26 protein-coding genes and 2 tRNA genes are annotated in these 26258 nt (G+C 39.9%); 15 read left to right on the forward strand and 13 right to left on the reverse strand.

The window, feature by feature from the left end:
* The first annotated feature begins 11 nt into the window (after window positions 1–11).
* From F1737_RS10340 to F1737_RS10350, 3 genes are all read left to right on the forward strand, one after another.
* Window positions 12–725, forward strand: coding sequence for a hypothetical protein (locus F1737_RS10340; protein WP_317136499.1), 714 nt, complete (start codon window positions 12–14; stop codon window positions 723–725).
* Between the two features lie 287 nt (window positions 726–1012).
* On the forward strand, window positions 1013–1168 hold the full coding sequence (locus F1737_RS10345; RefSeq protein ID WP_317136500.1) for a hypothetical protein: 156 nt from the start codon (window positions 1013–1015) through the stop codon (window positions 1166–1168).
* Window positions 1156–1830 carry a basic amino acid ABC transporter substrate-binding protein gene (locus F1737_RS10350; protein WP_317136501.1) on the forward strand — a complete coding sequence of 225 codons (675 nt, stop codon included), beginning with the start codon at window positions 1156–1158 and terminating at the stop codon, window positions 1828–1830. The genes F1737_RS10345 and F1737_RS10350 overlap by 13 nt, the downstream gene beginning before the upstream one ends.
* A 24-nt stretch (window positions 1831–1854) precedes the next feature.
* Here the strand turns inward: F1737_RS10350 and F1737_RS10355 are convergent, their stop codons facing one another.
* On the reverse strand, window positions 1855–2238 hold the full coding sequence (locus F1737_RS10355) for a cupin domain-containing protein (protein WP_317136502.1): 384 nt from the start codon (window positions 2236–2238) through the stop codon (window positions 1855–1857).
* Between the two features lie 84 nt (window positions 2239–2322).
* On the opposite strand from F1737_RS10355, the gene F1737_RS10360 reads away from it, so the two are divergent.
* From F1737_RS10360 to F1737_RS10390, 7 genes are all read left to right on the forward strand, one after another.
* A complete protein-coding gene (locus F1737_RS10360; protein ID WP_317136503.1) occupies window positions 2323–3153 on the forward strand; it encodes an ABC transporter substrate-binding protein in 831 nt (276 codons plus the stop codon).
* Between the two features lie 184 nt (window positions 3154–3337).
* The gene (locus tag F1737_RS10365; RefSeq protein WP_317137897.1) at window positions 3338–4726 is read left to right on the forward strand and encodes an MFS transporter; all 1389 of its coding nucleotides are present in this window, start codon (window positions 3338–3340) and stop codon (window positions 4724–4726) included.
* 121 nt (window positions 4727–4847) lie between these two features.
* A complete protein-coding gene (locus F1737_RS10370) occupies window positions 4848–5630 on the forward strand; it encodes a hypothetical protein (protein ID WP_317136504.1) in 783 nt (260 codons plus the stop codon).
* Between the two features lie 3 nt (window positions 5631–5633).
* Window positions 5634–8888: a tubulin-like doman-containing protein gene (locus tag F1737_RS10375; RefSeq protein ID WP_317136505.1), complete on the forward strand. Its 3255-nt coding sequence runs from the start codon at window positions 5634–5636 to the stop codon at window positions 8886–8888.
* The gene (locus tag F1737_RS10380; protein WP_317136506.1) at window positions 8885–10450 is read left to right on the forward strand and encodes a hypothetical protein; all 1566 of its coding nucleotides are present in this window, start codon (window positions 8885–8887) and stop codon (window positions 10448–10450) included. Before F1737_RS10375 ends, F1737_RS10380 begins: the two co-directional genes overlap by 4 nt.
* A gap of 23 nt (window positions 10451–10473) precedes the next feature.
* Complete coding sequence (locus tag F1737_RS10385) at window positions 10474–11919, forward strand: hypothetical protein (RefSeq protein WP_317136507.1); 1446 nt, start codon at window positions 10474–10476, stop codon at window positions 11917–11919.
* Window positions 11920–11967: 48 nt separating this feature from the next.
* Window positions 11968–13500 carry a PEGA domain-containing protein gene (locus F1737_RS10390; RefSeq protein WP_317136508.1) on the forward strand — a complete coding sequence of 511 codons (1533 nt, stop codon included), beginning with the start codon at window positions 11968–11970 and terminating at the stop codon, window positions 13498–13500.
* A 2-nt stretch (window positions 13501–13502) separates the two neighbouring features.
* Here the strand turns inward: F1737_RS10390 and F1737_RS10395 are convergent, their stop codons facing one another.
* Complete coding sequence (locus F1737_RS10395; protein ID WP_317136509.1) at window positions 13503–14753, reverse strand: ArsB/NhaD family transporter; 1251 nt, start codon at window positions 14751–14753, stop codon at window positions 13503–13505.
* Between the two features lie 122 nt (window positions 14754–14875).
* Here F1737_RS10395 and F1737_RS10400 point away from each other — a divergent pair, with 122 nt between their 5' ends.
* Window positions 14876–15769, forward strand: coding sequence for a hypothetical protein (locus tag F1737_RS10400; RefSeq protein ID WP_317136510.1), 894 nt, complete (start codon window positions 14876–14878; stop codon window positions 15767–15769).
* An 18-nt stretch (window positions 15770–15787) separates the two neighbouring features.
* On the opposite strand, the gene F1737_RS10405 is transcribed toward F1737_RS10400, so the two are convergent.
* Together F1737_RS10405 and F1737_RS10410 are read right to left on the reverse strand one after the other, a co-directional pair.
* Entirely contained in the window at window positions 15788–16120 is a 333-nt protein-coding gene (locus tag F1737_RS10405) for a HepT-like ribonuclease domain-containing protein (protein ID WP_317136511.1), read from the reverse strand.
* A complete protein-coding gene (locus tag F1737_RS10410) occupies window positions 16117–16449 on the reverse strand; it encodes a nucleotidyltransferase family protein (RefSeq protein ID WP_317136512.1) in 333 nt (110 codons plus the stop codon). The genes F1737_RS10405 and F1737_RS10410 overlap by 4 nt, the downstream gene beginning before the upstream one ends.
* Window positions 16450–16748: 299 nt before the next feature.
* Here F1737_RS10410 and F1737_RS10415 point away from each other — a divergent pair, with 299 nt between their 5' ends.
* On the forward strand, window positions 16749–17750 hold the full coding sequence (locus F1737_RS10415) for a hypothetical protein (protein WP_317136513.1): 1002 nt from the start codon (window positions 16749–16751) through the stop codon (window positions 17748–17750).
* A gap of 267 nt (window positions 17751–18017) precedes the next feature.
* On the opposite strand, the gene F1737_RS10420 is transcribed toward F1737_RS10415, so the two are convergent.
* The 7 genes from F1737_RS10420 to F1737_RS10450 form a co-directional block, all read right to left on the reverse strand.
* Window positions 18018–18674 carry an AAA family ATPase gene (locus tag F1737_RS10420; RefSeq protein ID WP_317136514.1) on the reverse strand — a complete coding sequence of 219 codons (657 nt, stop codon included), beginning with the start codon at window positions 18672–18674 and terminating at the stop codon, window positions 18018–18020.
* Window positions 18671–19033, reverse strand: coding sequence for a hypothetical protein (locus F1737_RS10425; RefSeq protein WP_317136515.1), 363 nt, complete (start codon window positions 19031–19033; stop codon window positions 18671–18673). The genes F1737_RS10420 and F1737_RS10425 overlap by 4 nt, the downstream gene beginning before the upstream one ends.
* 670 nt (window positions 19034–19703) lie before the next feature.
* Complete coding sequence (locus tag F1737_RS10430) at window positions 19704–20429, reverse strand: N-6 DNA methylase (protein ID WP_317136516.1); 726 nt, start codon at window positions 20427–20429, stop codon at window positions 19704–19706.
* A 58-nt stretch (window positions 20430–20487) separates the two neighbouring features.
* Complete coding sequence (locus tag F1737_RS10435; RefSeq protein ID WP_317136517.1) at window positions 20488–20835, reverse strand: HepT-like ribonuclease domain-containing protein; 348 nt, start codon at window positions 20833–20835, stop codon at window positions 20488–20490.
* Window positions 20822–21154, reverse strand: coding sequence for a nucleotidyltransferase family protein (locus F1737_RS10440; protein ID WP_317136518.1), 333 nt, complete (start codon window positions 21152–21154; stop codon window positions 20822–20824). Before F1737_RS10440 ends, F1737_RS10435 begins: the two co-directional genes overlap by 14 nt.
* Before the next feature lie 191 nt (window positions 21155–21345).
* Window positions 21346–21419, reverse strand: a tRNA-Val gene (locus F1737_RS10445).
* A 27-nt stretch (window positions 21420–21446) separates the two neighbouring features.
* Window positions 21447–21785 carry a hypothetical protein gene (locus F1737_RS10450; RefSeq protein ID WP_317136519.1) on the reverse strand — a complete coding sequence of 113 codons (339 nt, stop codon included), beginning with the start codon at window positions 21783–21785 and terminating at the stop codon, window positions 21447–21449.
* Between the two features lie 260 nt (window positions 21786–22045).
* On the opposite strand from F1737_RS10450, the gene F1737_RS10455 reads away from it, so the two are divergent.
* The 3 genes from F1737_RS10455 (at window position 22046) to F1737_RS10460 (ending at window position 25399) form a co-directional block, all read left to right on the forward strand.
* Window positions 22046–23434 carry an MFS transporter gene (locus tag F1737_RS10455; protein ID WP_317136520.1) on the forward strand — a complete coding sequence of 463 codons (1389 nt, stop codon included), beginning with the start codon at window positions 22046–22048 and terminating at the stop codon, window positions 23432–23434.
* A 372-nt stretch (window positions 23435–23806) separates the two neighbouring features.
* A complete protein-coding gene (locus F1737_RS11595) occupies window positions 23807–23944 on the forward strand; it encodes a zinc ribbon-containing protein (protein ID WP_408669659.1) in 138 nt (45 codons plus the stop codon).
* 231 nt (window positions 23945–24175) lie between these two features.
* Window positions 24176–25399: a PIN-like domain-containing protein gene (locus tag F1737_RS10460; RefSeq protein WP_317136521.1), complete on the forward strand. Its 1224-nt coding sequence runs from the start codon at window positions 24176–24178 to the stop codon at window positions 25397–25399.
* A gap of 407 nt (window positions 25400–25806) precedes the next feature.
* Here F1737_RS10460 and F1737_RS10465 read toward each other — a convergent pair.
* A tRNA-Gly gene (locus F1737_RS10465) sits at window positions 25807–25877 on the reverse strand.
* Between the two features lie 70 nt (window positions 25878–25947).
* Window positions 25948–26124: a hypothetical protein gene (locus F1737_RS10470; RefSeq protein ID WP_317136522.1), complete on the reverse strand. Its 177-nt coding sequence runs from the start codon at window positions 26122–26124 to the stop codon at window positions 25948–25950.
* Between the last annotated feature and the right edge of the window lie 134 nt (window positions 26125–26258).

Raw genomic sequence — 26258 nt, forward strand, 5'->3', positions numbered from 1 at the left:
GAGGATAAGCCATGAATGATAAACCCATAAAAGCATCAGATATTGCAAAAATTGTCAGGATGACTGAAGCCGAGGTAAAAGAAATATCAAAAAAATATGAGAAAATAATTCCCTCAAGATACCTTGGCAGAGTCAGAATCTATGAGAAGAGTGCAGCGGATGTTATCTCAGGGATTGCAAAGATGGCATCGGAAGGAACAGACAGGGAAGAGATAATCTCACATTTCGGAGGCGAAGAAAAAAAGCAGAGTACAAAAGAAAAAGTTGCTGAAAGGATTCGTAAAAATCCGGTACTGATAAACAAAAAAATACCGGTTAAAAAGAGAGAAAAAGAATCAGGAGAGAGCACTCCGGAAAAAAACAGAACACAGACCAGAAGAGAGATTGTTTCAGCAGTAAAAGTCAGGTCAGATTCGGATAAATCCGCGATGCTTGAACTCAAAATATCAAAACTTACAGCACGCATTGATAAACTGGAGGCAGAACTTTCAAAAGTCAGTGAAAATACGGAATCAGAAATAAAAAACATTGGAAAAAGTATTGATTCTCTCCAGAAACAGATTGATGTGATATCGGAATGGACAGAATATTTTGACAAAAACTTTGAGAGCAAAATGGAATTTCAGAAGAAAACAAACCAGTATTCTGATGATAAAATCGAAGCACTCAAAGCAGAAATTGAATTTTTGAAACTTCCATGGTGGAAAAGACTCTCTTCGAGATAAACAAAGGCCGGTAAGCACCGGTTTAAAAGACAAAAGATCAGGAGTTCACCTGAACAGGAGGGATTATTAAAATCATCATATACATCAAAAACCTAAAAAATAACCTTTTTTAACCGCATATTATTCAATTACACAGAGATTTATAAATTTGGGAGTAAAATCATCACATTTAGATAATTTTTCAAAGATAAATCAGATAATGACGGATTAAGGAGAACACAAGTATTTTTTAAATTATCCGATACAATTCACAAATGATACTAATTAAATTAGTTAACCAGTATTACATGGACAAAAGAGTACTGACTGTACTGCTGATTCTGGCAGCAGTTTTTGCAGTAGGTATTGCAGGCTGTACGGGTCCGCATCGGATGGAGAAACCCACGGAGCCGATGAAACCACCGCACCAGAAACCACAGAAGAAAAGGCAGTGTACAAAGTAGGTATTGATGCACCATACCCTCCATTCTCAATTCTTGACGAAAATGGAAACCCTACAGGTTTTGACTCGGAATCAATTGAATGGATTGCAAAAGATCAGGGTTTTGAGGTCGAATTTAAACAGGTATCATTTGACGGAATGATCCCTGCACTTCAGACAGGAAAGATCGACATGATCTATTCCGGAATGACAATTACACCTGAGAGAGAAGAGAAAATAAACTTCTCAGCACCTTACTGGACAGTAAACCAGACAGTAATTGTAAAAGAAGGTTCAACCGGAACAGTTGACGATTTAAAGGCAGGAAAGCTCACAGTAGGTACCCAGAGGGGAACAACAGCAGAGATCTGGATTGACCAAAACCTGGTTGAAACAGGAATCATGCCCGAAGAGAACCTCAGGCTCTACGACAATCCGCCTCTGGCAGTTGCAGATTTAATCAACGGCCGTATTGATGCTGTAATGTATGACAGCACAGTTGTTGAGGATATGATCAAAGGAAAGCCTGTCAGCAAATTAGGATTTATCGAAACCGATGAATACTTTGGAATTGCCGTACGCAAGGATGACACAGAACTTCTCGAAAAGCTCAACACCGGACTTGACAACCTTATGGCTTCAGAAGACTGGACCGGTTTAATTGAAAAATACAAGATGAAATAAACCTAAAATCAGGTTTACCTTTTTTTAGCACCCTGTTGTGCTTTTGCCTGTTGCACCTTCTAAAATCGGCATAAAGGAAATTATTTTTAAAACTGTGTTGTCGGGATTGACAAATTCATGAAACTCACATGACGGAACATACGCCACGTCCCCCTTACCAATTGTCTCCTCTTCTCCGTCCGGCGATCTTATAGTACACCTACCTTCCACCACGTAAACATAATGGGATTCTTTATGCCTGTGCATCTTTGCATACCCGTGTGGTTCAAATTCCATAGTCCAAAGGGAGTGTGAAACCGGGCTGTCCTTTGAAGTCAGAAAAAATTTTATCCAGAGTCCTTTGATATCATCTTTTTTAACCCTGTAATCTTCAATATCACTGCCTCTTTTTATTATCATGGTTTTCATCAACAACTCCAACATTTATAAATATTACATACAGCCGGCATCAATTCAAAAAGCATATTTATTAAACAAGCTTAATCCCTGATTATGGACAGGAGAATATTATCAGTAGTACTGATAATTATGGCTGTTTTAGCAGTTGCAACCACAGGGTGTACATCAGAGGCACCTGAACAAAAAACATCAGAGGATTCCATAAAAATATCCCCTGACCAGACCCCCGCCGCTCCAGGCGAAAAAGTGATTTATAAGGTTGGAGTTGACATTCCCTATCAGCCTTTTTCAATGCTTGATGATGAGGGAAACCCGACAGGATTTGACGTGGAGTCCATTGAATGGATTGCAGAGGATCAAGGTTTTTCTGTTGAATTCAAAACAATAGCATGGGACGGAGCAATTCCGGCACTTCAGTCGGGATCAATTGACATAATCATTTCAGGTATGACAATTACCCCTGAAAGAGCAGAAAAGATAAACTTCTCAACACCTTACTGGACAGTAAACCAGGCAGTCATTGCAATGGATGACTCTGATGCAACAGTTGATGAGCTGATGGCAGGAGAACTCACCATAGGCACACACAGGGGATGTACGGCTGCAATCTGGATTGATCAAAATCTGGTTGAAACAGGAATCATGCCCGAAGAGAACCTCAAACTCTACGACAACCCGCCTCTGGCAGTTGCAGACTTAATCAACGGCCGTGTTGACACCGTTATGTATGACAGCACTGTCATTTATGACATTATTGAAGGAAAACCGGTAAAGAAGATTGGTCTTGTTGAAACCAACGAGCAGTTTGGCATAGCTGTCAGAAAATCCGACCCCGAACTTCTCGAAAAGATCAACACAGGACTTGAAAACCTAATGGAATCCCCAAAATGGGATGAGATGATTGAAAAATACAGGATGAAATAAATCCTGAATTACTTTTTTTAAATATTTCCAAATTCTAAAGAAGATTCATAAACACCAAACTGTTACATTATAAGCATCATTTTCCGGACACCCCGGGTTTTTGAAGTGATGCAGTATTAAAATAAAGGATTATAACAAAGAGAGCAATGGCAGCTTTATAAACAGGCATTATTTCAGGATATCTCTGTTACTTTTTTCAACCTGCATAGTAATACCGATGATGAGCGAATCAATGCTTGTCGCCGCTCTTCCCAACATTGAGCATGAATTTGCGGCATCAGGCATTTTTGTGGCATGGATTTTGCCGGTGGTTCTTTTGGTCGGGGCTGCCCTGTCACCATTTTTCGGGACACTCGGGGATGCCTTTGGAAGAAAATGGGTTCTCGCAATATGCCTTTTATTCTATGTTGCAGGCGTAATGTTTGCAGGCTTTGCATGGGATATCTGGTCACTTCTTGTCTTTCGTGCCATGCAGGGAATAGGTATTGCCGCATCACCTATCGCATATGCCCTTGTATCCGAACAATTTCCTGTTCATAAAATACCATTTGGAATCAGTGTTCTTGCCGCATCATATGGTGCCGGCACATTCGCCGGGATTTTCATCGGCTCATATATAATCAACTACCTGGGCTGGAGATGGACTTATTATCTCTTAACACCCGTTGTCATCGCACACCTTCTTGCAATAATTCTGATGGTAAGGCCGTCAGTGCACACATTCAAAAAGGAAATAGACTGGAAAGGAGCATTTGCCCTTTTAATGACTATGTTTTTCCTGATGCTCGCAATGTCCGTGGTTTATGAGGACGGAATCTGGTCATATAACAGCGCAATCCCTGTAATTTTGTGTATAATTGCAGGGTACATATTCGTGAAAACAGAAAAAACAGCGATAATGCCTGCAATAGATATAGCCATGCTGAAAAAGCCGGTTATAATCCTGATATCACTGACAGCGTTTATAGTAAACTGTGCAACATTCATGCTCATTCAGGCAATGCCGTTTGTTGTGCAGGCACCAACCGGTCTCTTTATGGAAGAGAGATTTGTCGGGCTTATAATGATCCCGGGATCAATAGCCGACATGATTGCAAGTCCGCTGTGCGGCGCATGGATGAGACGAAGAAGTGCAAAAATTCCGTTATATACAGGATCTCTGATGATGGTTGCAGCACCTCTCTGCTTTATTTTATTTCCCCTGAGTCTGAGCCTTCTTGCAGTGGTATGGATGCTTTTTAGCGGCGGAATGGGCATTGTGGCAACTGCATACATGATTATCACTATAAACTCCGTGCCCTCAGAGAGAACAGCGGGCGCAACAGGACTTCTTCACTCGGGAATTAATATCGGTGGTATGCTCGGCCCTATTATCGCAGGAATTTTCCTCGCCGCATATTCCTTTGAAACATATATTGCAGGAGAACTGTGGGTGGTACCTGAGAGTACAGCATATAATCTGATATTCGGACTGGGATTGCTGATGGCTGTCGCGGTTTTTGTTCTTGTGCTAATGATAATCAGACAGATTAGTGCCAATTCAAAAACAACAAAAGAATTATCGGGCATTTAACATAATTTTCAGGAATAATCCTTCTAAAAGCACATTTTTTCCTGAGACAATAATTACAATAGGAATTTCTTTTCTGAGAAATATTTAACTGCTTTAAAATAAATCATGATTTATGTTACCAATGAATCATACAGCAGCATGTATGTACTTTGGAATAATCATTTCAATATTTCTAATATGTATGCCTTCTGCCGCACTTCATGCAGAAATAATCAACAAAAGCCTGACTGACTCACAAACAGAAGGTGACGTTGTAGAATACATAATCCAATTCAGTGACATCCCGAAGCAGACCAGGATTCTTGAGATTGCAACCGACTTAACACCGGTGCCGGAAAAAAATCTCTGGGAGATTACGAAACCTGACGGATTCAAAGTATCAGGGGGGGAAGAATCATTAAATGACCGAAACATTGAGCTTGAAACTCTTAATTCACCGGGGGACTCGGTAACAGCAAAGATATACGGCAGGGTGCCTGTACTTACAACAGTCGAGGTTGTAAACGGGGTCGTGGTTACAAAGGTGAATACACGAAAAACAGGCTATACGTATTATCACATCCAGGCACTTGACGAAAACAGGGACATACTCGGAACAGCCGCAACAGAAACATTCTCAATAGTGGTCCCTGATGATGAACAGTTTTCAGCAAGACTTGAGAAGGTTTCAAATGCCGACCTGCGCAGACAGATAAACAGCCTTTATGATAAGGGCCTCAAGGATGAGGCAAACGAGCTTTTGAAGTATGCCGAGTCTCCAAAGGATTCGACTGTTTCACTCCTGGCAGCAATAATTATCGGAGTTTTTATGCTTATAGCCGGTTTTGCCGGCGGAACAGTTTTCGGCCAGATCAGGGCTAAAAATATTCAGGATTTCCAGGATGAATACAAAGGGGGGAAATAAAGAATGGCACATGATGATATAATCGAGGGAAAACCTTTCCAGATGCCCGATGAACTAACGGTGGTTGCAGTCGGGGGATGCGGCAAAAAACTCATAAATCATCTTTATACTCATGAATGGTTTTTGAGACACTATCTCTCAGACGGAAAAAAGCTCAGCCTTTACACAATCGATACCGACACAAACCAGAGAAAAGACGATATTGAAAGGGTAAAAAAGGTTGAAAAAAGCATAGGCGACATCCAGAAAACAAACAGCCAGATGGGAGGGAGTGTCAAATGCTATCATTACCACCTTCCTGACCTTGCAAATGTTGAAAGGGTATCGTCACTCACATCAAAGGACATTATTGCACAGATCAAAAACAGGCGTGAAAAGCCGCTTGTTAATGTCTGGTGGATGAATGATCCGGATTTCGGGTTCGACTACCAGATGCTCAAACAGGTGGACAAAAATATTGTAGATGACTTCGGAGGCGGTGTCCACAGAAGGCGTGCGATTTCAAAAGCGGTTTTCTACAAGGCTATAACACAGGGAGGAGAACAGTTCCCGTCATTTCAGGGGCACGGGCCGGTTGCGATAATTGTCGGTCTCGGGGGCGGAACAGGCTCGGGAATGTTCATAGATCTTGCAAGATACATCAAGGAAAAACGCGGTCAGGAGGCTAAAATTACCCTCTTCTGTGTTCTTCCTTCGGTGAGCGAGGGGGAGAAGGAGCAGCTCAATGCCGCAATCTCACTATCAGAGATTGAATATCTCAATATGAAGGAAGACAAACTCTTCAACTACATAATCCTCTCATCACTGAGCCCTACAGGATATGTTGACGGAGGTGACAGAAAACAGGAGGTTGTTGAGTTTGACTCCGCATTCCCTTATCTTTTCATAAACTCATTTTATCTCCCGACAGCAGACATCTCCGCAATCATTGATGCCAAAAAAGACTATTCCGGATTTATATTCGCAAACTCGCATGTCATCGAATACCCGGTTGAAAACCTGCAGTCACTTAAGAAAGGATTTGAGGATGCAATTGATGAGTTCGGAGAAATTGCAGTCAACAGATCAAAGACACTAAAGGAGATCTCAGACTTTTTTGCAACATATAAAAATCTCTACCCGGATGAATTTTCAAAAACCGACAATGAAATCACCCACGATGATGTCAACTTTTACAGAAAGGAGATTGAAAGAATCAAAAAAATATGGGAGAATGAGATTACTGATCTCCTCAATTTCCAGTCACGCCATATAATAGAATCTGCAATCACCAACAACATGCCGGAGGAATTAAAGGACATCTCGTCTGTGAGGGATTTTGACAAGCTTTCAGAATATGTCAGAAGGCTGAGAAGATCACTTGAAAACGAAAGCAGACCACACGAAAATGCAAAGGATCAGGAACTCTACGAGGTTATAAAGAAAAATCTGCATCTTCTTGAGATTATGGCAGATCTGCAGAAGATGACACTTCCGGTCAGTGAAAAATCCGCCAGAATCGCACTTGTAAACCTTATAAGAGGTGAGGAAAACTTTGGAAAAATTTCAGGGGATCTTTCAGCAAGGGAGTCTTCACTGAAATCCGGGATAAGTGAGACTGATGTTAAGGTCAGTTCAAAACGCTCTGAGCTTGATGAATACTTAAAAGAGCAGGAAAAAATGCTCGAACATGTCAGATCAGAGATGACCGGACTTACAAAACCGGTGGATGATTATGTCGCACTCGGCCGGGGAGGCGGGGAACAGGCCGATATTGAAAATCTTGAAAAGGAATATCTGGATAAATTTGCAGGTTTTCTCTTTGAACTAAAGGGTAAACTGAATCTGCCAGAAAAGAAGAAGAAGTCAAAACCTATAAAACGTGAAAACTGGCTTTTGGATCTTCCTCTTGGAGACCTCCAGGGAGATGTTGAAAGACTTGAGAGGATTACAAAAACCGATCTCTCATACTTAAATGACCTTGCGGAATCGGTGGCTCTTTACTATTTCAACGAATATATGATGAGAGTTTCTAAAAAACAGGGCGTTTTAGACAGTCTGCTTGGAAAAAAGCTGAACCAGGAGATGTTCAGGAGTGAAAAAGCGACAAAAGAGGAACGCATCAGAAAGATTGCAACACTCCACCCGGGAAAAATATCAATCCGTGATCCTTTTGACGTTTTTATCCAGGATAAATTCCTGACCCGCGAATTTGATTCAAAACTGGGATCAATCCGTGAGGCTGCAGTCTCACCACTTGTATCAGAGTTTAATCTTGCTTCGGATGAGAGGGATAAAATTATTCATGTCTTTTCAGGCAACAACATAGGGCAAATAATCTCGGCAATAAGAGATGAGCTTACAGCCATACTAAACGAAAGGTACGGATTTGTTGCAAAGATATCAAATGCAAACAATGAGATTGACAGCCTCATTCGTTCCCAGAAAACTATGAAGCAGGAAGTTGAATTCCTCGAAAAAATAGATTCACTGATTGTCTCAACATTTGAATTCAGAAAGAAATTTAACAGCGGCATTCTGGCATATGAATCAGACCTGAGAGCCATTGATGAGAGAAGAAAAAGAGGCGATACGACAATAGAAGGGATGTACCGGACCTGGTTTGGAGAGATAAATCCAAACGTGCTCTCTCTTTTAAATGATGACTCGGATCTCTCAGTCCTTGACTACGATCCCGAAGGGAGATCAGAGATTGAAAAACTCTACAATATCGTAAGCTGGAAATACAAAGAACTAATTGACGCTCACAAACTCGGCATCAACAACATTTCAATAGGATATGGGACAGGAGGAACAGAGAGATGGAGTTTTGAGAAATCAGCCCTTGTTGCATCTTCCCCTTCAAGATGGCTGTCCCAGCTCATTGACAACAAATCCGGAGATTTCAGGCGCTATCTGGTAAAGGCACTCGATTTAAAGGGTGTTGACAGTGCAAAGATAAACTCACACAACTACACAAAACCCTGGGAGATTTCACTTACATTCTTCGCAGCCGCAAGTTTCCTTGACAATGTATCACCTCTGACAACGGGCGGGGGATACTGGGAAAAATACCAGAGATCAAAGAACAACATACTTCATCATTCGCTGTATCTTCAGGATGGAAAATACATCGTCCGGGATCACACCCTCCTTCTTGCAGACGCTGCCGAGATTGCTGACCTTGAATCAGGCGATAAAAACCACAGGGCAGAGATGAAGGAAAGGGTGACAGGGCTCTATCAGATAAAGGATATAAAAGAGGCCGCCGGGGAATGATAATAAACAACAAAAAAAGAAAATTCTACCTTCTTTTGGCGTTGCCCCTGGGTCTTTTTGTAGCTTATATTTTCATGACAATTGCACCTGTCTTCAAGCAGCATCCGGCACCTGTGGAGCTTACTGTTGTACTTGAATACTTGTGCGGCCTTTTTTTCGCAATCGCGGCAGGGATGCTTTTTAACGAGGATTCAAGGGTCAACGGGGTGCTTTATGCAGTTATTTTCGCGGCAATTCCGGTTTTTTACGTCATCCTGACACCGGGTGCAAACACAGGCCTTTTGATTGTGACCTTCGCCGCAGGTGTTGTCTCCGGCGCCGTATTTGTCATAAATTCGGTTTTCACAAACCGTTATGACAATCTTGCAAAATTCGCAAAAGTAATTTTTACACTTTTTTTTGCAATCATCATCTCCTTTCTTGCATATGAACTGTACATATCATCATATTCACCGGAATCAACCGTATCTGGCGCAATTGCCCTGCAGAACGTATTCTTCTTTGGAACAGGCATTGTGATGTCAGCGATCCTCTGGTGGCTCTCTATTAAGGTAACGGTGGGTGTCAGGGCATCAGATATATTCATCTTCGGCCCGAGGTCTTCTGGGAAGACGTACTTTGTCCTCGGACTCTGGGACTACATATCCGAAAACTTTGAAAAGGGCCATTCAAACGAGGGTGTTATCTTAACCGGTGATCCAAATGACCCGGGCGAAGAGCTTCGCATCTCAAACCTTTACGCAAACGTCCTTGACGGAAAGATACTCTCAAGGACATTTCGCTACCAGATGGTCATGTATCAGCTTACAGGAAAAAAGTACGGCATAATCCCGGTAAAATGGACTGTTGTGGACTATGCAGGCGAATATTATGACGAACTAAACGAGATCAATTTCAAACGGGCAATTGATGTCATTACAGAGAGAATGGATATGCCCTATAATGAGGTTCGCAAAAATGTCGGAACAATCGATTTTGTGAAGTTCATCAAACTCTATCATGCAGACAAACTCTCAGACCCCGAATTTACAAAAAGTGTAATCCTTGCAACAATGTACGGCAACTTCCTGAGAGCCGGAAAAGTGATTTTCTTAATTGACGGGGAGAAGATAACTGACGACAAGAGGGGCCATGCACAGCTTGCAAGAGAATTCGGCGGGTATATGAAGACACTCATCGATCTTGAGGGGAAAAACTATTCCCGGTTTTTCAGCGCAAACAAGAAGTACGCACTTGTCGTTACAAAGACAGACCTGTTGTTTTGGAAAAACGAGGAGATAAAAAATTTCATCCTCTCACTCAACGGACACAAGCTCTCAGACATTCCTGAAAAAGCGAAAGAAGCACTAAGTATCGAAAAAAAGCTCTTTGAAATTCTAAGCTCCAATAAGGTCTTTAAAAACCTTGTAAACATGATGAACGATATTAACATGTATTTCATTGCAGTATCCGTGGATGCAACGGCAGAGCCTTTCCCGACAGAAGACGGATTTGAAGAGGAGATTGCACCAAGCGGCATTACACCGTGGAGATTTACTGAGATATTCAGATTCGGACTCTGAAAATTAGAGGGGGGGGTAAAATTATGGATGATTCATATGGGATCTTCACAACCGACGGGCAGATTGTGGCAGGCGATCTTTACGATGATTCGGTCGTCCGTCTGGCAGAAAAGCTTGACGAGAGCATGGCATCCCTTTACATCAGCACCAAAAACGGACAGTTCCTGCTCGGAGCGGCTGTCAATGTTCAGAAAAAGGGAAGACGTCCTGATACTTTCATATATCTTGAAAAACTTTTGTGGTATTCTAAAATACCGCCCAGAATAGATCTTGCCTACATTCACGACTTTTACAGAAGAATTGAGACGCATCTTCTTGAAATAGATTATAAAATCAGGGATCTGGCATCGGATGCCCGTTTTTTTGGTGAAAGACAAAAACAAACAATTACCAGACTCTCATCAGCTGATGTCTCACAATACTGCACGGGGAGAATACTGCTCTCAAAGCCGGTCGTCTGCATCTCGGCTGATCTTTTAAAGTCAGTCGATTTCGTGTTATCTGTTACTGAAAAGATAGCTCCTTATCTGCATACCGGATTTACAATTGTAGTCTCAAAAAGGACATTCAAAGATGCTGACCTTCTTGTGACTGAGAGTTACCCCGACGGCTATAACATCGAACTTGATTCGGAAACAGTCACTGACCCCTTTGAATACTATTACAAAAGTGCAGGTCTGCTTTCACAAAGGCAGGATGTCACGGCAACTCTTTCAGGGGCAAAAACACGTGAAAGACTCACACTTGGTCTCATAAGTGATCTGAAATCTTATGAAAGGCAGAAAGGAGACAAAGCGGGCGATACGGATTCCTTTATAAAATCTGAAAATATTGGTGTTTTTGCCGATTTTGCATATGAGAGGGAGAGCAGTCCAAAAACCCGGAGTATTAACGGCTCAAAAAGACCTTCTGAAGAGGAATACACAAAATGGGAGGTTACAGGTCCTGAAAGGGACAGGCTCAAAAAAGACTACGAAGAGCATATGGAGAAAAAAAGAAGGGGGAGACTGAAAATAATTGTGCTTGTTCTCTTTGCGGTTGTTTTTTTCGCAGTTGCATCCATCCTTTTTGTTATCCCTAAAATGCAGATCAATGAAAGCACAATCATACAGACCCAGACAGAGACCCCTTATGAAACACTTGTCCCGACACCCCCTTCGAAAACGGCTGTAATTGAGAGGCTCAATGCCACTTTTGGAAACACTCCGTCAGGTCTGTCTGGTGCGAGCGGCATTTACAGGATAACAGTCAGAGAGCCCGAAATTGTCCATATAAACCTCTCTGAGAACTATACGCCGGATTATTCATACTATCTGATGAAGTTCAACGAAACCGGATATACCTGGGACTATGTGAGCGGAACATCGGAGTACTCGGAAAAAGGGGCGGATGTTGATATTTTAACTTCCGGCATATACAGGATATTCGCCGGAAAACAGCCTGCTGAAAACATGTCCTGGGATATATGAATACAAGCGTCCTGAAGGTATTAAAGACGGATATTAAGTGATCTGAAAATGCCACCCCCTGATTTTTTTAACCGGTTCTTTTTTTTATCCCTGATATGCATTTTTTTAATCCTTGCAGCCATTGCCTCCCCCGCCTCTGCCGAAGTAAAGAAAGGTACGCTTGTAATAAGTTCTGAACCAAAAGGCGCTCTTATTTATCTTAATGATGAAGATACGGGCCTGTACACAAACACAGTTATCGAGGATGTGTACCCGGGGATTCACTTTGTAAGGCTTGAGATGCCCGGATACAGAACATGGGAGAAGATATTTGAGGTTAAGGAAGGACAGATTACAAAGGTCGGAACAGAGCTCGAGGCTGTAACGGGGGGTGCATATTCGATTACCACAAGGCCGGAGGGGGCACGGATTTTTGTGGACGGAGAATTTCAGGGGATTTCAAACACTGTTTTATACGGCCTTTTGACAGGTGAGCATGAGATTCTCCTGACACTTGAAAACTATTCAGATTTTAAAAAGACGGTTTTAATAAGAGAGGATTTGCCCGGCTCCCTGACACATGTATTTGAAAGCCTGCCGGTTAAAGGGAGAATCATATTTACCTCAGCCCCTTTGGGCGCTGATATTTTCCTAAACGAAAACTTAACAGGCATTACCCCCTTCACCCTTGACGAGACGGAGCCGGGAATCTATGATGTCCGGATAAAGATGCCGGGATATGAAACATGGGAGAAGACTCTCAGTGTTGAGGCGGGAAGGATTACTGAGATCACGGCAGAGCTGGTTCCTGCAAAAGCGGAGATATTAATAGAGACAGTCCCTGATGGTGCATCCGTTGTGATCGACGGCGTGCTGAAGGGGGATACTCCGTTAACAGTTTCCACAGAGCAGGGGGAGCACGGGATCATAATTTACAGATTCGGTTATGAAAATATCTCTGAAACATTCAGAACCGGTTATCAGGGAATAAAACTCTCATACACCCTTGTATCGAAAGCTCCGGTGGCAATCTCCGATGCCGAATCGGTCATTGAGAGAAACCTGATATACAGCCCAAAGGAAGCACAGATTCTACTTGAAAAGGCCAGAACAAGTTATACCAAAGGCGACTCTGAGGGTGCGATTCTTCTCGCTGAAAGGGCTATAAAAAAAGCTCAGGATGTGGACTCAGACGGCATTTATAATAGTGAGGACATTCTCCCGTCTGTAAACAACCTGCCGGTTTACATATCACCGTTCATGATCATCACTTTTTTTTGTTATCTCCTCTATAATGATTTTAAAAATCATACAGTAGTGCCGAAATTAAGGATTGAAATGCCGGATATTGTAAAGTCATCCGATAATCTGGCAAAAGCTCTTGTCGGGATAGAGATTGAAGGCAGATACCGCGGTCTTGTATGCACAGTCTACATCGACGGTGCTGTTCTGGATCATATTGCCGAAACCGGAACATTTGAGATAAACATCTCAGGCTATTCGTATGGTGTCCACAGGCTGAATGCCCATCTTCAGGTTATAAAGGAGAGATACGGAAAGGCAGAGGTGACAGCCACAAGGCAGTTTTCAGTTGAGGGATAAAATCAGGATATCGTCAGGATGTACAACAGGTATATCACAACCTGCCCTCCGGTAATCAGAACGCCGGCCTTTGCAAACCGAAGAAATCCAATGCATATACCTTTTTTTTCAGCATTCTGAACGATTATGATGTTGCTTGCGGCACCAAAGAGCAGAAGATTTCCGGCAAGTGTGCTTCCTGCGGCAAGCGACATTAAGACATTCGGTCCTGCACCCGAAGAGAGCACAAGCGGCATAAAGAGAGCCACGAACGGAACATTTGAGATAAACTGGCTTACGATAAGTCCCATTAGCATCGTCAGGGCAGGAGTGAAGGAAAAGCAGCCTGAACCCTCAAAAAACGCCTGGAAGAATCCGGTGTTCCATACACTCTGCATGAGGACAAACATTGCGGCGAAGAAGAGAAGGGTATGCCAGTCGGCCTCCCTTAATATCTCCATTCTTTTTTTGGAGAACAAAAGAAGAGGCAGTGCCGATATTATGGCGATTGAAAAGAGGGGAATATGGATACCGTATCCTGACAAAACAGCAGATGAAAGGATCAGCCCTGCAAGAATTAAGAGAGATAAAAATGAGGGATCAAAGAACCAAAATCCGGATGGCTCCCTTTTCTCATCTGTGCAAAAATCGTCTTTAAAATGCTCCCTGTATAGAAATCTAAGACAGAGATATACGAAAATAAGGGAGAGGAGTGTGGGCAGTCCGAGGTAATATAAAAAGGCAAAGAACGGGTTTTCAATGCCGGACATCGTTGCAATCAGAAGATTCTGCGGGTTTCCTACCGGACTTGCCACGCTGCCCGTTGTAACCGAAAAAGCAAGTGCCAGAAGAAGCATTTCAGGAGGCAGTCTGAATTTTTTCGAGAGGGTTACTGCAAGGGGGGCTGCGATTATTGCAACAGTGTCGTTCATTAAAACCGCCGAGAGCAAACCTGTTAAAAAAATGAATGAGAGGAGAAATACGTCCTGATTTTTTGCTTTTGAAAATATTCTGTTTGATAGTGATTCGAGAACACCGCTTTTGAAGAGTCCTGCCCCTATAATAAAAACGCCGGACAAAAAGAGCATGACATCAGGACTGACTGCCATTAATGCATCTTTTGGGGTTATACTGCCGGTCAGAAGAACAAAAGCCGCTCCTCCGCACATTATCTGCCAGATGCTGATTTTAAACCTGAGAATATTCCTAATCGCAATTAAAAGAAGAACTGACGCGAGAGTTGCCAGGGGTATTAACGGATACTGCGTAAGCAATGTTTAAGCATCCGGGGATATAAAGGTAGTTTAGGGGGAATGTAATTATTCTTAGTGAAAAATTTATTACAGGACTTGCGGTAATTCTGCTAGCTTTTCTGATCTTCTGTCCGGTTTCATCAATGCTTGCATATTCGTACAGTGATACGACATTCGGTTTTGAGGAGAGCAGGTATGAGGACATATACGCTGCAAACGGGATTACACCGCCGAAAACCGAATTAAAAAGGGCAAACTCGCCGGACTTTTTTGAGATTTTGCCGGAAGAAAAAAGGGTGGAGATCTTTGGAGAAGATAATTTTGATAATATTCCTTTCGGCAGGGTCATCGCAGGAAATTATGTCATATTCCTAATTGACACAGGGGAGGCCGTGCATGCCGTTGAAACAGACGGAACAAATGTCAGGGAGTATGATATAGAGCCGGTGGTTGTTGCAGAGCAGAACCTCCCGGTGGCTGAGAGAAAAACAGGCGATATCGAACCAAATCTTTTCAGGGGATACAAAATAAACAGAATTTTTCTGGAAACGATTCCGGGAGTTAATGATAACCAGACCGGATTTGTCGATATAATAACCGTCTTTAGCGATGACAAAACCAGAGTATTCGGCTATGACATGATAAAATACCACATAGAAGGCAGTTTTTACGGCAACTACGACGGGAATATGGTTTATGCCGCTGACAAAAGCACGACGTGGAATGCATTCGGAACGATAATCAGAAAATCGATGAACAGCATCAGGGGACCCGGGACGATGTCAGGAGAGATCTCTTTGGAGGAGGAATACCAGATCCCTTCAATACCGTTCAGCCCGGTTTTTACCACACAGTCAAAGGTCAGGGCAGGCCCATACGGTGATGTGGACTGGTTTTCTCACTCAGGGAACTTTGTCTCGCCGACTTTGGGGCTTATAGGACTTGCTGCATATTTATTTGCTTTTTATATCTGCTCTGTTCGGGTTTACAAATATTTTTTTAAGCGTGAGGAGGAGAAGGAGGGGGAGGAAAAGTAGAGAAAAAAGAGGTCAGGATTATTCTTTGAGTATTTTGTATAACTGGTCATGAAGAAGCGGGATATCATCAGAAATAACTTCCCAAACCTGACTTAGATTTATAACAAAATACCCGTGAATTAACCTGTCACGAAGCCCTGACATACCTTTCCAGTCAATATAAGGATGTGCTTCCCGAAAATCCGGGGAAATCTGTTTTGCAGCTTCCCCTATTACTCCTAATGACTGAATAACTGCTTTTTGAATTATTCTGCTTTCCAGAAATTTAGAACGGGTCATGGAATCGATGGTTTCGAGTATAAATTCCGATTCCTCATAGATATGGGAGAGATACAAAGAATCTTTTTTCAAACGGCACCTCTTTTTCTGCCATAAAGAATAACTTCAGCATCAACATAAGGCCTGAGATACGGACTCATCCACTCAGAAGAGACCAAATCAACTTTACGTCCGAATAATTTTTCCAGATACTCGCCGAGATCAAGAAGGGCATGGTAGGTCTTGATTCCGGGTTTAAACCTATATAATATATCCACGTCGCTTTCCGGCGTATCCTCACCACGACTGACCGAGCCGAAAACCCCAAGGCTTTCAATACCAAAACGCTCCTGGATTTCAGGGAGGTGTGACTCAAGCTTTGCAAGTACTTCGGATTTTATGCTGTGATATGGTTTTTTCACCTGGCCGTCCTCCTCTTTTTCTGATAATGACTATTATGTCTGCATGATATCAAGATATTTTCGGCTCTTAAGATATCATTAAAATTAGATATTTCATTGGTTTCCTGTTACACTGGTGTTTTTAAGAGTTGATTCTCCTTTTTAACCGGATTATCTTTCAGTCTGCCTCTGTTCGTGAACCGGGACAAAATCCAAACTTTGTAAACGTAATATCTTGTTGCGGGATTAAGGCTAAGCCCCCATATCCTGATGATGGTCATTACTAATAAACACAAAACCACGTGTTCTGAAAGTATTTCATGAAAACATTTAACTTATCAAATTTATCATTATCAAATATGGTTTCTGAAAAAGCAGATCCTAAAAATTGTTGGCTTTTTCAAATTTACGAGAATAAAAAGAAGTGGGTAATATTACATTTCTGGCATCCTTTAAAAATCAGATGGACATTTTTTATTTCATTTCCTATCATATCCATCCTAATTGCCTTTTTGATTGATAACTATATTATTAACAGAAAACCAGATTTCGCATTTACATGGAGTATAGGTGCGGCCGTAATTATTGCAATAATAATTTTCTATTTCACTCAAAAAGAAATAAAAAGGCTTGAATATGCTGATGCTTTAAAAAAATTATTAATCGAATTTGGAGAGAATAAAGACTGTTTTGAAAGATTTACACAAATAGTAAATGAGCGATTTGATGAACTTGAAAAGGAAAATAAGTGGAACTGGATGCCTAAACAAGATTCTTATACTAATTGGGCAAACGGAAATAATTTTCAATATAAATATTTTTCAACAAATGCCTATTTTAATTTTGTAAATCAAGGGCACATATTAAACACAAAATATTTAGAGATTCCAAAAGGGCAAATTGCTAATATCTATGAAATCTATTTTGATTTTAACATTAAATTACAGCATACAGAAAATCTAATTCAAAACTTTAGTTTTCCAGACTATTATTACCTTGAAATTCCTCATGATACAAAGAAATTTTATTATAGATTATTAAAATATGAGATTCCATTAAAAATGAATCTTAAAAATATAGATTGTGGAGAATTCGGAAATATTCTATGGGATATCACAACACGAGATGTCTGTCCTTTTGATAATGAAAAGGAGATTATAAAATTCTTGAAATGTCAATTCTACAATCACTACGCAAATGATCATATCAATTCTGGTTTTTTTAAAAATTACCAAGCAGTTCATGATCAATTAGCTCAATATTTTGATTTTGAAAATGAAGAAATAAGAAAGAAAGAGAAAGAAAAGAAATCATTTTTTTAATATTTAGTTCATTATTTTATTTTTAAAAAGAAGGCAAATTAAAAATGGACTCGTCGAGATTCGAACTCGAGATCTCCGCCGAGTGAAGGCAACGTCATTTTAGGGCATAATTGCCAAAATAACGCCAATACAGATTTAGAAAAATTTCCAGAGCCTTGCGGAAAAATCAATTCTTTCGTTTGGAAAATAGTTCAATACTCCTGATAATTAAGGGGAGAATAATAAATTACGTCCTTTTGCACAGTTAATCGTTTTTAGAATTTCTGTCTAAATTACTTGATAACACTGAATCAAAATACCCCTATCGATCAGAGGGGTAACAATGTGATTAACGACCCATTCATCAATCTCTTCATCATCCGTTTGCCAAACTACCATCTCAGGTTCAATATCACATTCAGTTTGAATAAATTTCTGAAATATAAGCTTTGGATCAACATTGTCATAAGAATTATCATATACTGATACTTCATCCGCTAAAAGAATCATATCAGGCAAAAAAGCTATGGAGCGGGCATATCTCCCTCTTATTTTATCCTCAGGAACACCATGACCTCCTTCCAAAACACGTTGATGAACACGAGCAACATTAATATCAGGATTTTTAGTGGTAATATAAGTTAGATTAATCCTATAACCCTCTTTTTTTGCATATTCCATAATCACCAAGCGGCTTTTATGGGAAAATACTGTCTCCCATGCAAAAGGCAATCCCTCGGATATAGTCTCTCTAAGTATCCTTTCTGTCTCCAACTGTGCTTTTTTTGACTTTTCGAGACCATCAGGCATCTTTGATATCTCAGGATCTGCACGTGCGCAATAATCTGCATTTAAATAATTAATGCCTGTTTCATCAATCAAACGTTCAATAATTGTAGATTTTCCAGAACCATTTGGTCCGGCAAAAAGAAAAAATTCTTTCATTGAGATTCAGAGCTATGACTTTTATACGTCCTTCGGGCAGCTCTCATCAGAATATCATCGGTTTTTTTAAATGATGGAGTCTCTCCCTTTTCACTCCATTTAGTACCTGCTGATATTTTCAGGCTCCCGGCTGACATTCTGTTAATATAACTCTGCCTGTCAAATTCCTTTATAGGCTCGCAGTAAAATCCGGATTTTGATTCTCTCACAAGATTTGAATCCTGTTTGCTATTAGACATCTTATGGCGCACACCTTCATAAGAAACAGAATGAGAGCTTATTCCTCTGAATTCTTGCCGTGAATTCTTCTTATTATATCTTCTTTCAGTCATAATTACAAGCCTAAATTCACTTATCATTCATATCTCAGAATAATATTTAAAATGGATCTTGTTCCTATTTAACTGAGTAGAATGATAATTTAGAGAAGGGTTTTTTATTACGTCCTTTTGCACTGTTAATCGTTTTTAGGAATTCTGATAGCGGGCTGTCTTAGATTTGGACTTTGAGTTTAAAAATCTCCAGTGCGGGAGTAATAAGAGCTGTTTTAATAATTATTATTAACTTGCATTTAACTTGCAAATATGGAAGTCCATCCTAACTCATGTTCTAATTATTCTATGATATTTATGCCGTATTTTGCATTCTCTCTGATTTCAGAGATTCCCCTTAACTTACATTTAACTTGCAATTCTCAAATACATTTTAGATGATGAAAATTAAAATCCTTTAAATTCAACATTATATCTAATTTTACTCTTAAAACGTGAATTATTTTAACTTCCTGTTAACTTGCATTTCTCAAATATATGCTGTTGATTCTGAAATTTTCATCTTCACGGTCATAGCCCCATAAATCAAAGATCTTTTGTATTCATCTGGTTTCTGGATGAGAGTTCCTGTTATAATATGTCATGATTATCTAGGAAATGAAGTCTTATTCTTGGCCTCTTAAAATATATTTTCAGTTTAGGACGTCATAAAATTCTATAAGAAAAGCGTTTTTTAACAGAATTCTATAGTTATTGATTATTTTTCTCCTCCCTTTTTTCTCCTCAATTTTTCAGGAGAAAAACAGGAGAAATTAAAGAAAAATATGATACCAAAAAGGAGTATATTTGATATAGGGGGGCCGGCATCATGTGGCTGCTCTTCACCCTCCTTCACAGAATCTTTGTTCTGCGTAATCCAGATAACTAAATATAAAATATAGCCCTCATTCCTCTTTGAGATCTTCATATAGCCCTGAAAATTGCTCGATTGCAGTTTGAAGACTGCGATAGCACCTGCAATTACATCGGGTTCAAGGAAGTTTTCGCTATCTTCAAGGCTTTTATCCTTTATCCAGAATATATCAAGACATACTTTATCACGTTTTATCAGGTCCTCATATTTATAGGGTTTAAACCGTTCTGTTGCAGATCTCTTGCGGCGGTTTTCCGGATTATAGGATTTGATGAAATCTTTTAAATCTTCAAAGGATAGTGGATTTTCCTTTAAAGTAAAGTGCAGATTTGTCCTTAAGTTATATATCCAGTGAGTATCTGTCCATGGCTCTTCCCGACCAGATTTTCTATCAAAAAAGATGACATTTGCCTTTACTCCCAGAGCATAAAAGATACCTGTTGGAAGCCTGAGAAGGGTATGAACATAACATTCAGCAAGGAGTTTTTTCCTTATAGTCTCTCCCGCACCACCTTCAAACAATACATTGTCAGAGATAACCACTGCGACACTGCCATTTATCTTTAGCATACTTCTTACATGCTAAAGGAAGTTTAACTGCTTTTTTGCCAAAAGCCGATTTGAATTATTATTTTACTCTTTCAAGAAGTGTTTTGATTTCTGATTTGAGAATGGGCAAATCCTTTTCAATAACTCCCCATACAACCTCATCGGAGATGCTTGCATATCCATGAATAAGCCGGTTTCTAAAAGATATTATTCTGGAAGGATTTGTTATCGCGGCTTTATATTGAGGATTTCTTTCAAAAAGCTGTTTTAATGCCTCTCCGATTATTTCAAACTGCCTTTCAACGGCAGATTTGAGCATAATATCTGATTCATAATCCTCGAAGCATTTTCCGGACACAAATTTCTGTATGTTTCCGGCTGACTCTTCAATGTCATAGAGATACTTTTCAGGTTCATGCTGAGGCATAGACCATTACCCCTGACTCGTCAATATTCTTCTTCAGATAAGGATTTCTTACAGCCTCTTTCTCAAGGAGATCAACACTGCGGCCAAAAAAACTTTCAAGCTCTTCCAGCAGGCCGAAATAGGAATCGGCATGCTCTGCCGGAGTCATTTTCTTAAATGAAATCATAATGTCAATGTCGCTTTTTTCAGGATTGAAATCGGAACGAATTGCAGATCCAAAGATAAACATCTCAGAAACATTGTATTTACGGCACAATTCATCAAGCCTTTTACTGTTTTTTAAGAAATACGTAAACGGGCTTTCCGGTTTCATCTGCATATAATACTGAATAGTTACTTTATGAAATGATATAATAATTATCCAAAATATACTGGAAACGAGATGTTGATGTTCGCAGAAACGAATATTTGTTCGCTATTTTGAGCATCCGGAAAAAAAACAGGTTTCATTCATTTAGTTCAATCTCTCAGATGATTTCATGCTGTTCTAAGAGAGAAGGCAATTTAAAATGGACTCGTCGAGATTCGAACTCGAGACCTCCGCCGTGTGAAGGCGACGTCATAACCAGCTAGACCACGAGTCCCTGATTAACCTTCATTTATTCTCTCTTTTAAGGCTTAAGCGTTTTGACTTTTATCAAAAAAGGCCTTCTTTCAGTCTTAATTTCCGGCATTTTTTCAACATTTTCAAAAACCTTCAGACCCGAAAAACACTTACCGCAGATTACCTCACCATCCTCAAGGTAATGGGGTCCGGGACTTCTGCACAAATAACAGACAGAATCCCAGTCAACATCAGGCCGGGCTACATTCTCCGGCATAAATATCAGACCGCAGTCCGGACACTGAAAAAAGATGTCCCTTAAAGGTCCGTACCCGTCAAGATCCCCTGAAACTAACTGCATCCTCCCCGAATAATCACATCTCCAGCATTTTGCATTAAAAGCCATAAAAACACCCCCCCGAATATTTACATTACATGGCCAAAGACCAGATAAGGACAAACTACAATAAAATCTTTTGCCGGTCATCCCCGCCGGCCCACTGGAACTTTTGGGAAAATAAACGGCAAATGACCTTGAAAAAATCAGAAAAGGCGGCGAAACGGCAGGATGAACCCATAATAATTCCTCTCTCCCCGGTGAATAATATCAAAAAAAGAACATTCCTGCAAAACTTATCTTATCTCCTCACCTAATGGTAATTTACAATGGATGAACGGCAGAAGATCATTTTAATTCTTACATCAATCGGATCTTTTCTGACACCGTTTATGGGATCGTCAATAAACATCGCAATCCCTGAAATCGGGCACGAATTCCTGAGCAGTGCAATCCTGCTCTCGTGGGTTACAACGTCTTACCTCCTGACATCAGCAATCCTCATTGTCCCGATGGGAAGGCTTGCCGACATCAGGGGGAGAGTCGGAATATTCCTCTCAGGTGTTGCAATATACACAGCCGGCTCTCTCATATGCACAATAGCACCCTCGGCTGAATGGCTTATTGTATTCAGAATTATTCAGGGCATCGGAGGCGCCATGCTCTATGCAACCTCGATTGCGATTATTACAAGCGTATTTCATGCAAAAGAGAGGGGCATGGCCCTCGGGATTAATGTCGCATTCATATACACCGGCCTTACCATAGGGCCGTTTTTAGGCGGAATTGTAACGGAATTCTTCGGATGGAGAAGCATATTTTACCTCAATGTCCTGATAGGACTCTTCGTTCTTCTGGCAGGCATGAAATACCTCAAAGTCCCTGAGATAAAAGAGGAGATGACAAGATTCGATCTCCCGGGCTCTGTTCTTTACGCTGTAACTATATTTCTTTTAATGATCGGCTTTCAGGAACTCCCCTCAGAACCCGGAATTGTTCTCTTTGCACTTGCGGGAGTTTCATTCATTGCATTCGTGTACCAGGAGAACAGGGCGGAATATCCGGTAATAAGGCTTTCACTCTTCACAAAAAACAGGGTTTTTGCATTCTCAAACCTCGCTGCACTAATAAATTACAGCTCGACATACGCAATAGGGTTCTTACTGAGCATATATCTCCAGAATGTGAAGGGTTTCTCACCGTTTTCAGCCGGAACAATACTGATTGCACAGCCGATAATGCAGGCTTTGTTCTCACCTGCGATGGGGAAGTTATCAGACAAATACCCCTCACGACTGCTTGCAACCGCCGGCATGGCAATGATCACAATCGGTCTTGTGCCCTTTGCAAACCTTGGTCTTGAAACATCGGTCACATTCATAATCGCAGACCTTGCATTCCTTGGTCTCGGATACGCACTCTTTTCATCGCCGAACACACATGCCGTGATGGACAGCGTCAATGAAAGATGCTACGGGGTCGCATCAGGAATTCTCGGCACAATGAGGCTCTCGGGGATGATGGTCTCAATGGGAATCTCAATGTTCGCCTTCTCCCTTACAATCGGAAGAGACCCTCTTTCAATAACAGACCTTGCAGGACTTGTAAGCGCTATTGAAATAGCATTCGCGATTTTTGCAGCCCTCTGTGCTCTTGGAACAATTGCCTCATATGTCAGAAATCCAAAAAAGCAGAACAGGACAGAGGATAGCTCATAAAACAGGCCGACTCTTTCTCAATATTGAAGTTGTGATTTGAACTGTGGAAAGGACAGGCATGCGATATCTGATGATATCGTTTTTCCTCCATTTTTTCCCTAATTTTTCCCTTATTCTTTGTTTGGTTAGTTCCGGGAAGGCTGGCGGCTGGCCCCATGGTAAAATCGGAGATTTATGTATCAAGATTTATCTTGTCGGTGCGGGAATATTATTTGTTTTTGGAGCATGGGCACTTGGGAAGTTTTTATTGAAATAAAAAATTGATGATTTTTGAGAATATTTTTATAACTAATATATATTGGACTTAATTTTTTCTTTGGATGACACCCATAATATTATGAACAATATTTTATTGTTTTGGAATTGATTAAAATGACATACAAATGTGGTGAAAAGCCAGGAATTGGTACATACAAATGTACAAAATGCGGAGCTACTAAAAGACTAGATGATAAAACAGACACATTACCCCCTTGTTCTGTTTGTAATCATTGTGAATTTAAAAAGTAAATTCAAACAATTCTTCTTTTTTTTCTTGGAAAAAATGTTATAAGCTTAAATATTTCTTCAGAACTTGCCCGTTTCTGTTTTTCCTCATGCTTTTTGTTTTTAGTGTCAGATCAAGAGAACAGCCTAAAAGAGTTTAGAGAGAAAATCAGGAATAGATTAATCTCATGCTGGAAAGATAACAATAATATAAATATAGAATAAATTTTGCTTAAAATATGAGGGATTGAAAAGATGAAGAATAAATTTTTTGGGTATTATAAATATTCAAAGGAACAATTTAAAGAAATCTGGGATGATTGTATCTTTGTTTTTGATACAAGTGTTCTTTTAAATTTTCATAAATATAATCCAAAAAATGTTGAAGAAACATTTAATAATTTTTTAATGAATTCAGACAGATTCTGGATTCCATATCATGTAGGAGAAGAATATCACAGAAATTTATTTAAAGTAATTATTTCTCAACTTTCGGTATATGACAAAGTATTAAATGAAATAAAGAGTTCTAAAAATAAAATAAAAGGTTTATGTGAACAATACAAACTACACCCATATCTAAAATTAAATGATTCTGTAAAAGATCTAATGAATGAATTTGAAAAATGCTCAGAATCAATAAATAAATATAAAAAAAATCATCCTTCTGAAACAGAAAATAATAAAGTATCTCAAATAATAGGTGACTTTTTTGAAGATAAAATAGGAGAAAGTCCCATAAATAATGAAATCGAAGAAATCGAAAGAGAAGGGGAAAAGAGATATGAGAAACAAATTTCTCCGGGATTCCGTGATATTAAAAAGCCTGCAAATAAATATGGAGATTTTATAATTTGGAAAGAAATTATTGAGTATTCTAAATTAAAAGATAAGCCAATTGTTTTTATAGTTGATGATGAAAAAAATGATTTTTGGCAAAAAAGAGGAAAAAAAATAATAGGCCCAGCTCCTGATTTAATAACAGAATTCTATCGAGAAACTAATCAATATTATTACCAATATACATTAGATAAATTTTTAAAATGCTATGATGAGATGTTCAAATCACAAAATAAGGAATTAATTTCTGATGTTGAAGATCTTAAAAGAAAGAGAGAACAAATATTAAATAAGAATTATAACAAATTGCAATTTTATGATGGAAATCATAAATTTGTATCATATGATGATAGTTTAAATGAAAATTTTCAATATATTAAAAATGTCATCCTTGACAGCCCATTGGAAGGTCCAGAATTGTCACATTTGAGGCAATTAATGAGAAAATATATTGAAACAGAGCATAAATATGATGCTTTTTATAATTCTATAAGAGAATGTGATCCTAATTTTTTGGAACAAGAATATGAATTGGCAGATTTAAGAGATTATATGCAAGATTTAAAAATACAAATATTGAGCGAATTTGAATTAATTCATGAATCTAATAAAAATCATTTTTATTTAGATAATTATTAATTTATATCATTAGCTCAGAATATACCAAGTTCAAAATTTCATAGTAGAGACACACCTTTTTTGACCAGAGTTTATGCTGGTTCAGTTTCAGGTCAGGAGATCTGATAGGCCTTCGCAGGGATGGAGAAGGCATCCCGGCCTCAGGCACTTCACTTCAGATCGTGTTTCCCCCTTTTGTTTTTCCTAATTTCATCGGTTGGTAAGTTCCGGGAAGGCTGACGATCTATATTTACAAACTTTAAATTCAGGCAATAATCCTGTTCAGAAATAACCCCTGATGATGGTGATCTCTGCAAAGGCCTTAAAGAATCATTAACAGTTACGCCGTGAAAATCATTCAGCCGTTATAGTTGAAGACGGAATTGTCATTAAACAAAAAACAATTTTAAAAAACTCTCAAAAACGAGTGCACCGACCGGGAATTGAACCCGGGCTATTGGCTTGGAAGGCCAAAGTCATGCCACTAGACCATCGGTGCATTACACAACACTTGTGCTCTCTAATGTTTACCCTCACAGGTATTAAAAATAGTGTTTTGATTCCGGGGATCAGACATCCCTTTTGTATACAGACATACAGAAATCCGCCACATAACAGCCTGAATACTCAAAATAAGTACAATTATAATCCATTTCACCAAAGACCATGCAAAGAGGCCTGCTGCGTTCACAATCCGGATCGCCGGACTCACTGAAATATTCGTCACTTCCTTCAAGGCGGGTCACCCTGCCGATAACAAGCGAATACTTCCCGACGCCCTATTTCCCCCCTTAAGCATACCACTCCATCCAATACATCCCAAAAGCGGGCTTAGAGTGACGGACTTCCGGGGCCCGTAAATTTGCCTTTGCAAATTCAT

It is taken from the genome of Methanoplanus sp. FWC-SCC4 (assembly GCF_032878975.1).
Taxonomy (GTDB): Archaea; Halobacteriota; Methanomicrobia; order Methanomicrobiales; family Methanomicrobiaceae; genus Methanochimaera; species Methanochimaera problematica.

Excerpts from the sequence above, each read along its gene's own strand:
- F1737_RS10420 (WP_317136514.1), bottom strand. The coding sequence starts at position 18,674 with ATGAAAGAATTTTTTCTTTTTGCCGGACCAAATGGTTCTGGAAAATCT.
- F1737_RS10430 (WP_317136516.1), bottom strand. The coding sequence starts at position 20,429 with ATGCTAAAGATAAATGGCAGTGTCGCAGTGGTTATCTCTGACAATGTA.
- F1737_RS10370 (WP_317136504.1), top strand. The coding sequence starts at position 4,848 with ATGAATCATACAGCAGCATGTATGTACTTTGGAATAATCATTTCAATA.
- F1737_RS10415 (WP_317136513.1), top strand. The coding sequence starts at position 16,749 with ATGAAAACATTTAACTTATCAAATTTATCATTATCAAATATGGTTTCT.
- F1737_RS10450 (WP_317136519.1), bottom strand. The coding sequence starts at position 21,785 with ATGGCTTTTAATGCAAAATGCTGGAGATGTGATTATTCGGGGAGGATG.
- F1737_RS10375 (WP_317136505.1), top strand. The coding sequence starts at position 5,634 with ATGGCACATGATGATATAATCGAGGGAAAACCTTTCCAGATGCCCGAT.
- F1737_RS11595 (WP_408669659.1), top strand. The coding sequence starts at position 23,807 with ATGACATACAAATGTGGTGAAAAGCCAGGAATTGGTACATACAAATGT.
- F1737_RS10455 (WP_317136520.1), top strand. The coding sequence starts at position 22,046 with ATGGATGAACGGCAGAAGATCATTTTAATTCTTACATCAATCGGATCT.
- F1737_RS10385 (WP_317136507.1), top strand. The coding sequence starts at position 10,474 with ATGGATGATTCATATGGGATCTTCACAACCGACGGGCAGATTGTGGCA.
- F1737_RS10390 (WP_317136508.1), top strand. The coding sequence starts at position 11,968 with ATGCCACCCCCTGATTTTTTTAACCGGTTCTTTTTTTTATCCCTGATA.
- F1737_RS10340 (WP_317136499.1), top strand. The coding sequence starts at position 12 with ATGAATGATAAACCCATAAAAGCATCAGATATTGCAAAAATTGTCAGG.
- F1737_RS10345 (WP_317136500.1), top strand. The coding sequence starts at position 1,013 with ATGGACAAAAGAGTACTGACTGTACTGCTGATTCTGGCAGCAGTTTTT.
- F1737_RS10400 (WP_317136510.1), top strand. The coding sequence starts at position 14,876 with ATGCTTGCATATTCGTACAGTGATACGACATTCGGTTTTGAGGAGAGC.
- F1737_RS10425 (WP_317136515.1), bottom strand. The coding sequence starts at position 19,033 with ATGATAAGTGAATTTAGGCTTGTAATTATGACTGAAAGAAGATATAAT.
- F1737_RS10360 (WP_317136503.1), top strand. The coding sequence starts at position 2,323 with ATGGACAGGAGAATATTATCAGTAGTACTGATAATTATGGCTGTTTTA.
- F1737_RS10460 (WP_317136521.1), top strand. The coding sequence starts at position 24,176 with ATGAAGAATAAATTTTTTGGGTATTATAAATATTCAAAGGAACAATTT.
- F1737_RS10435 (WP_317136517.1), bottom strand. The coding sequence starts at position 20,835 with ATGCCTCAGCATGAACCTGAAAAGTATCTCTATGACATTGAAGAGTCA.
- F1737_RS10355 (WP_317136502.1), bottom strand. The coding sequence starts at position 2,238 with ATGAAAACCATGATAATAAAAAGAGGCAGTGATATTGAAGATTACAGG.
- F1737_RS10440 (WP_317136518.1), bottom strand. The coding sequence starts at position 21,154 with ATGCAGATGAAACCGGAAAGCCCGTTTACGTATTTCTTAAAAAACAGT.
- F1737_RS10380 (WP_317136506.1), top strand. The coding sequence starts at position 8,885 with ATGATAATAAACAACAAAAAAAGAAAATTCTACCTTCTTTTGGCGTTG.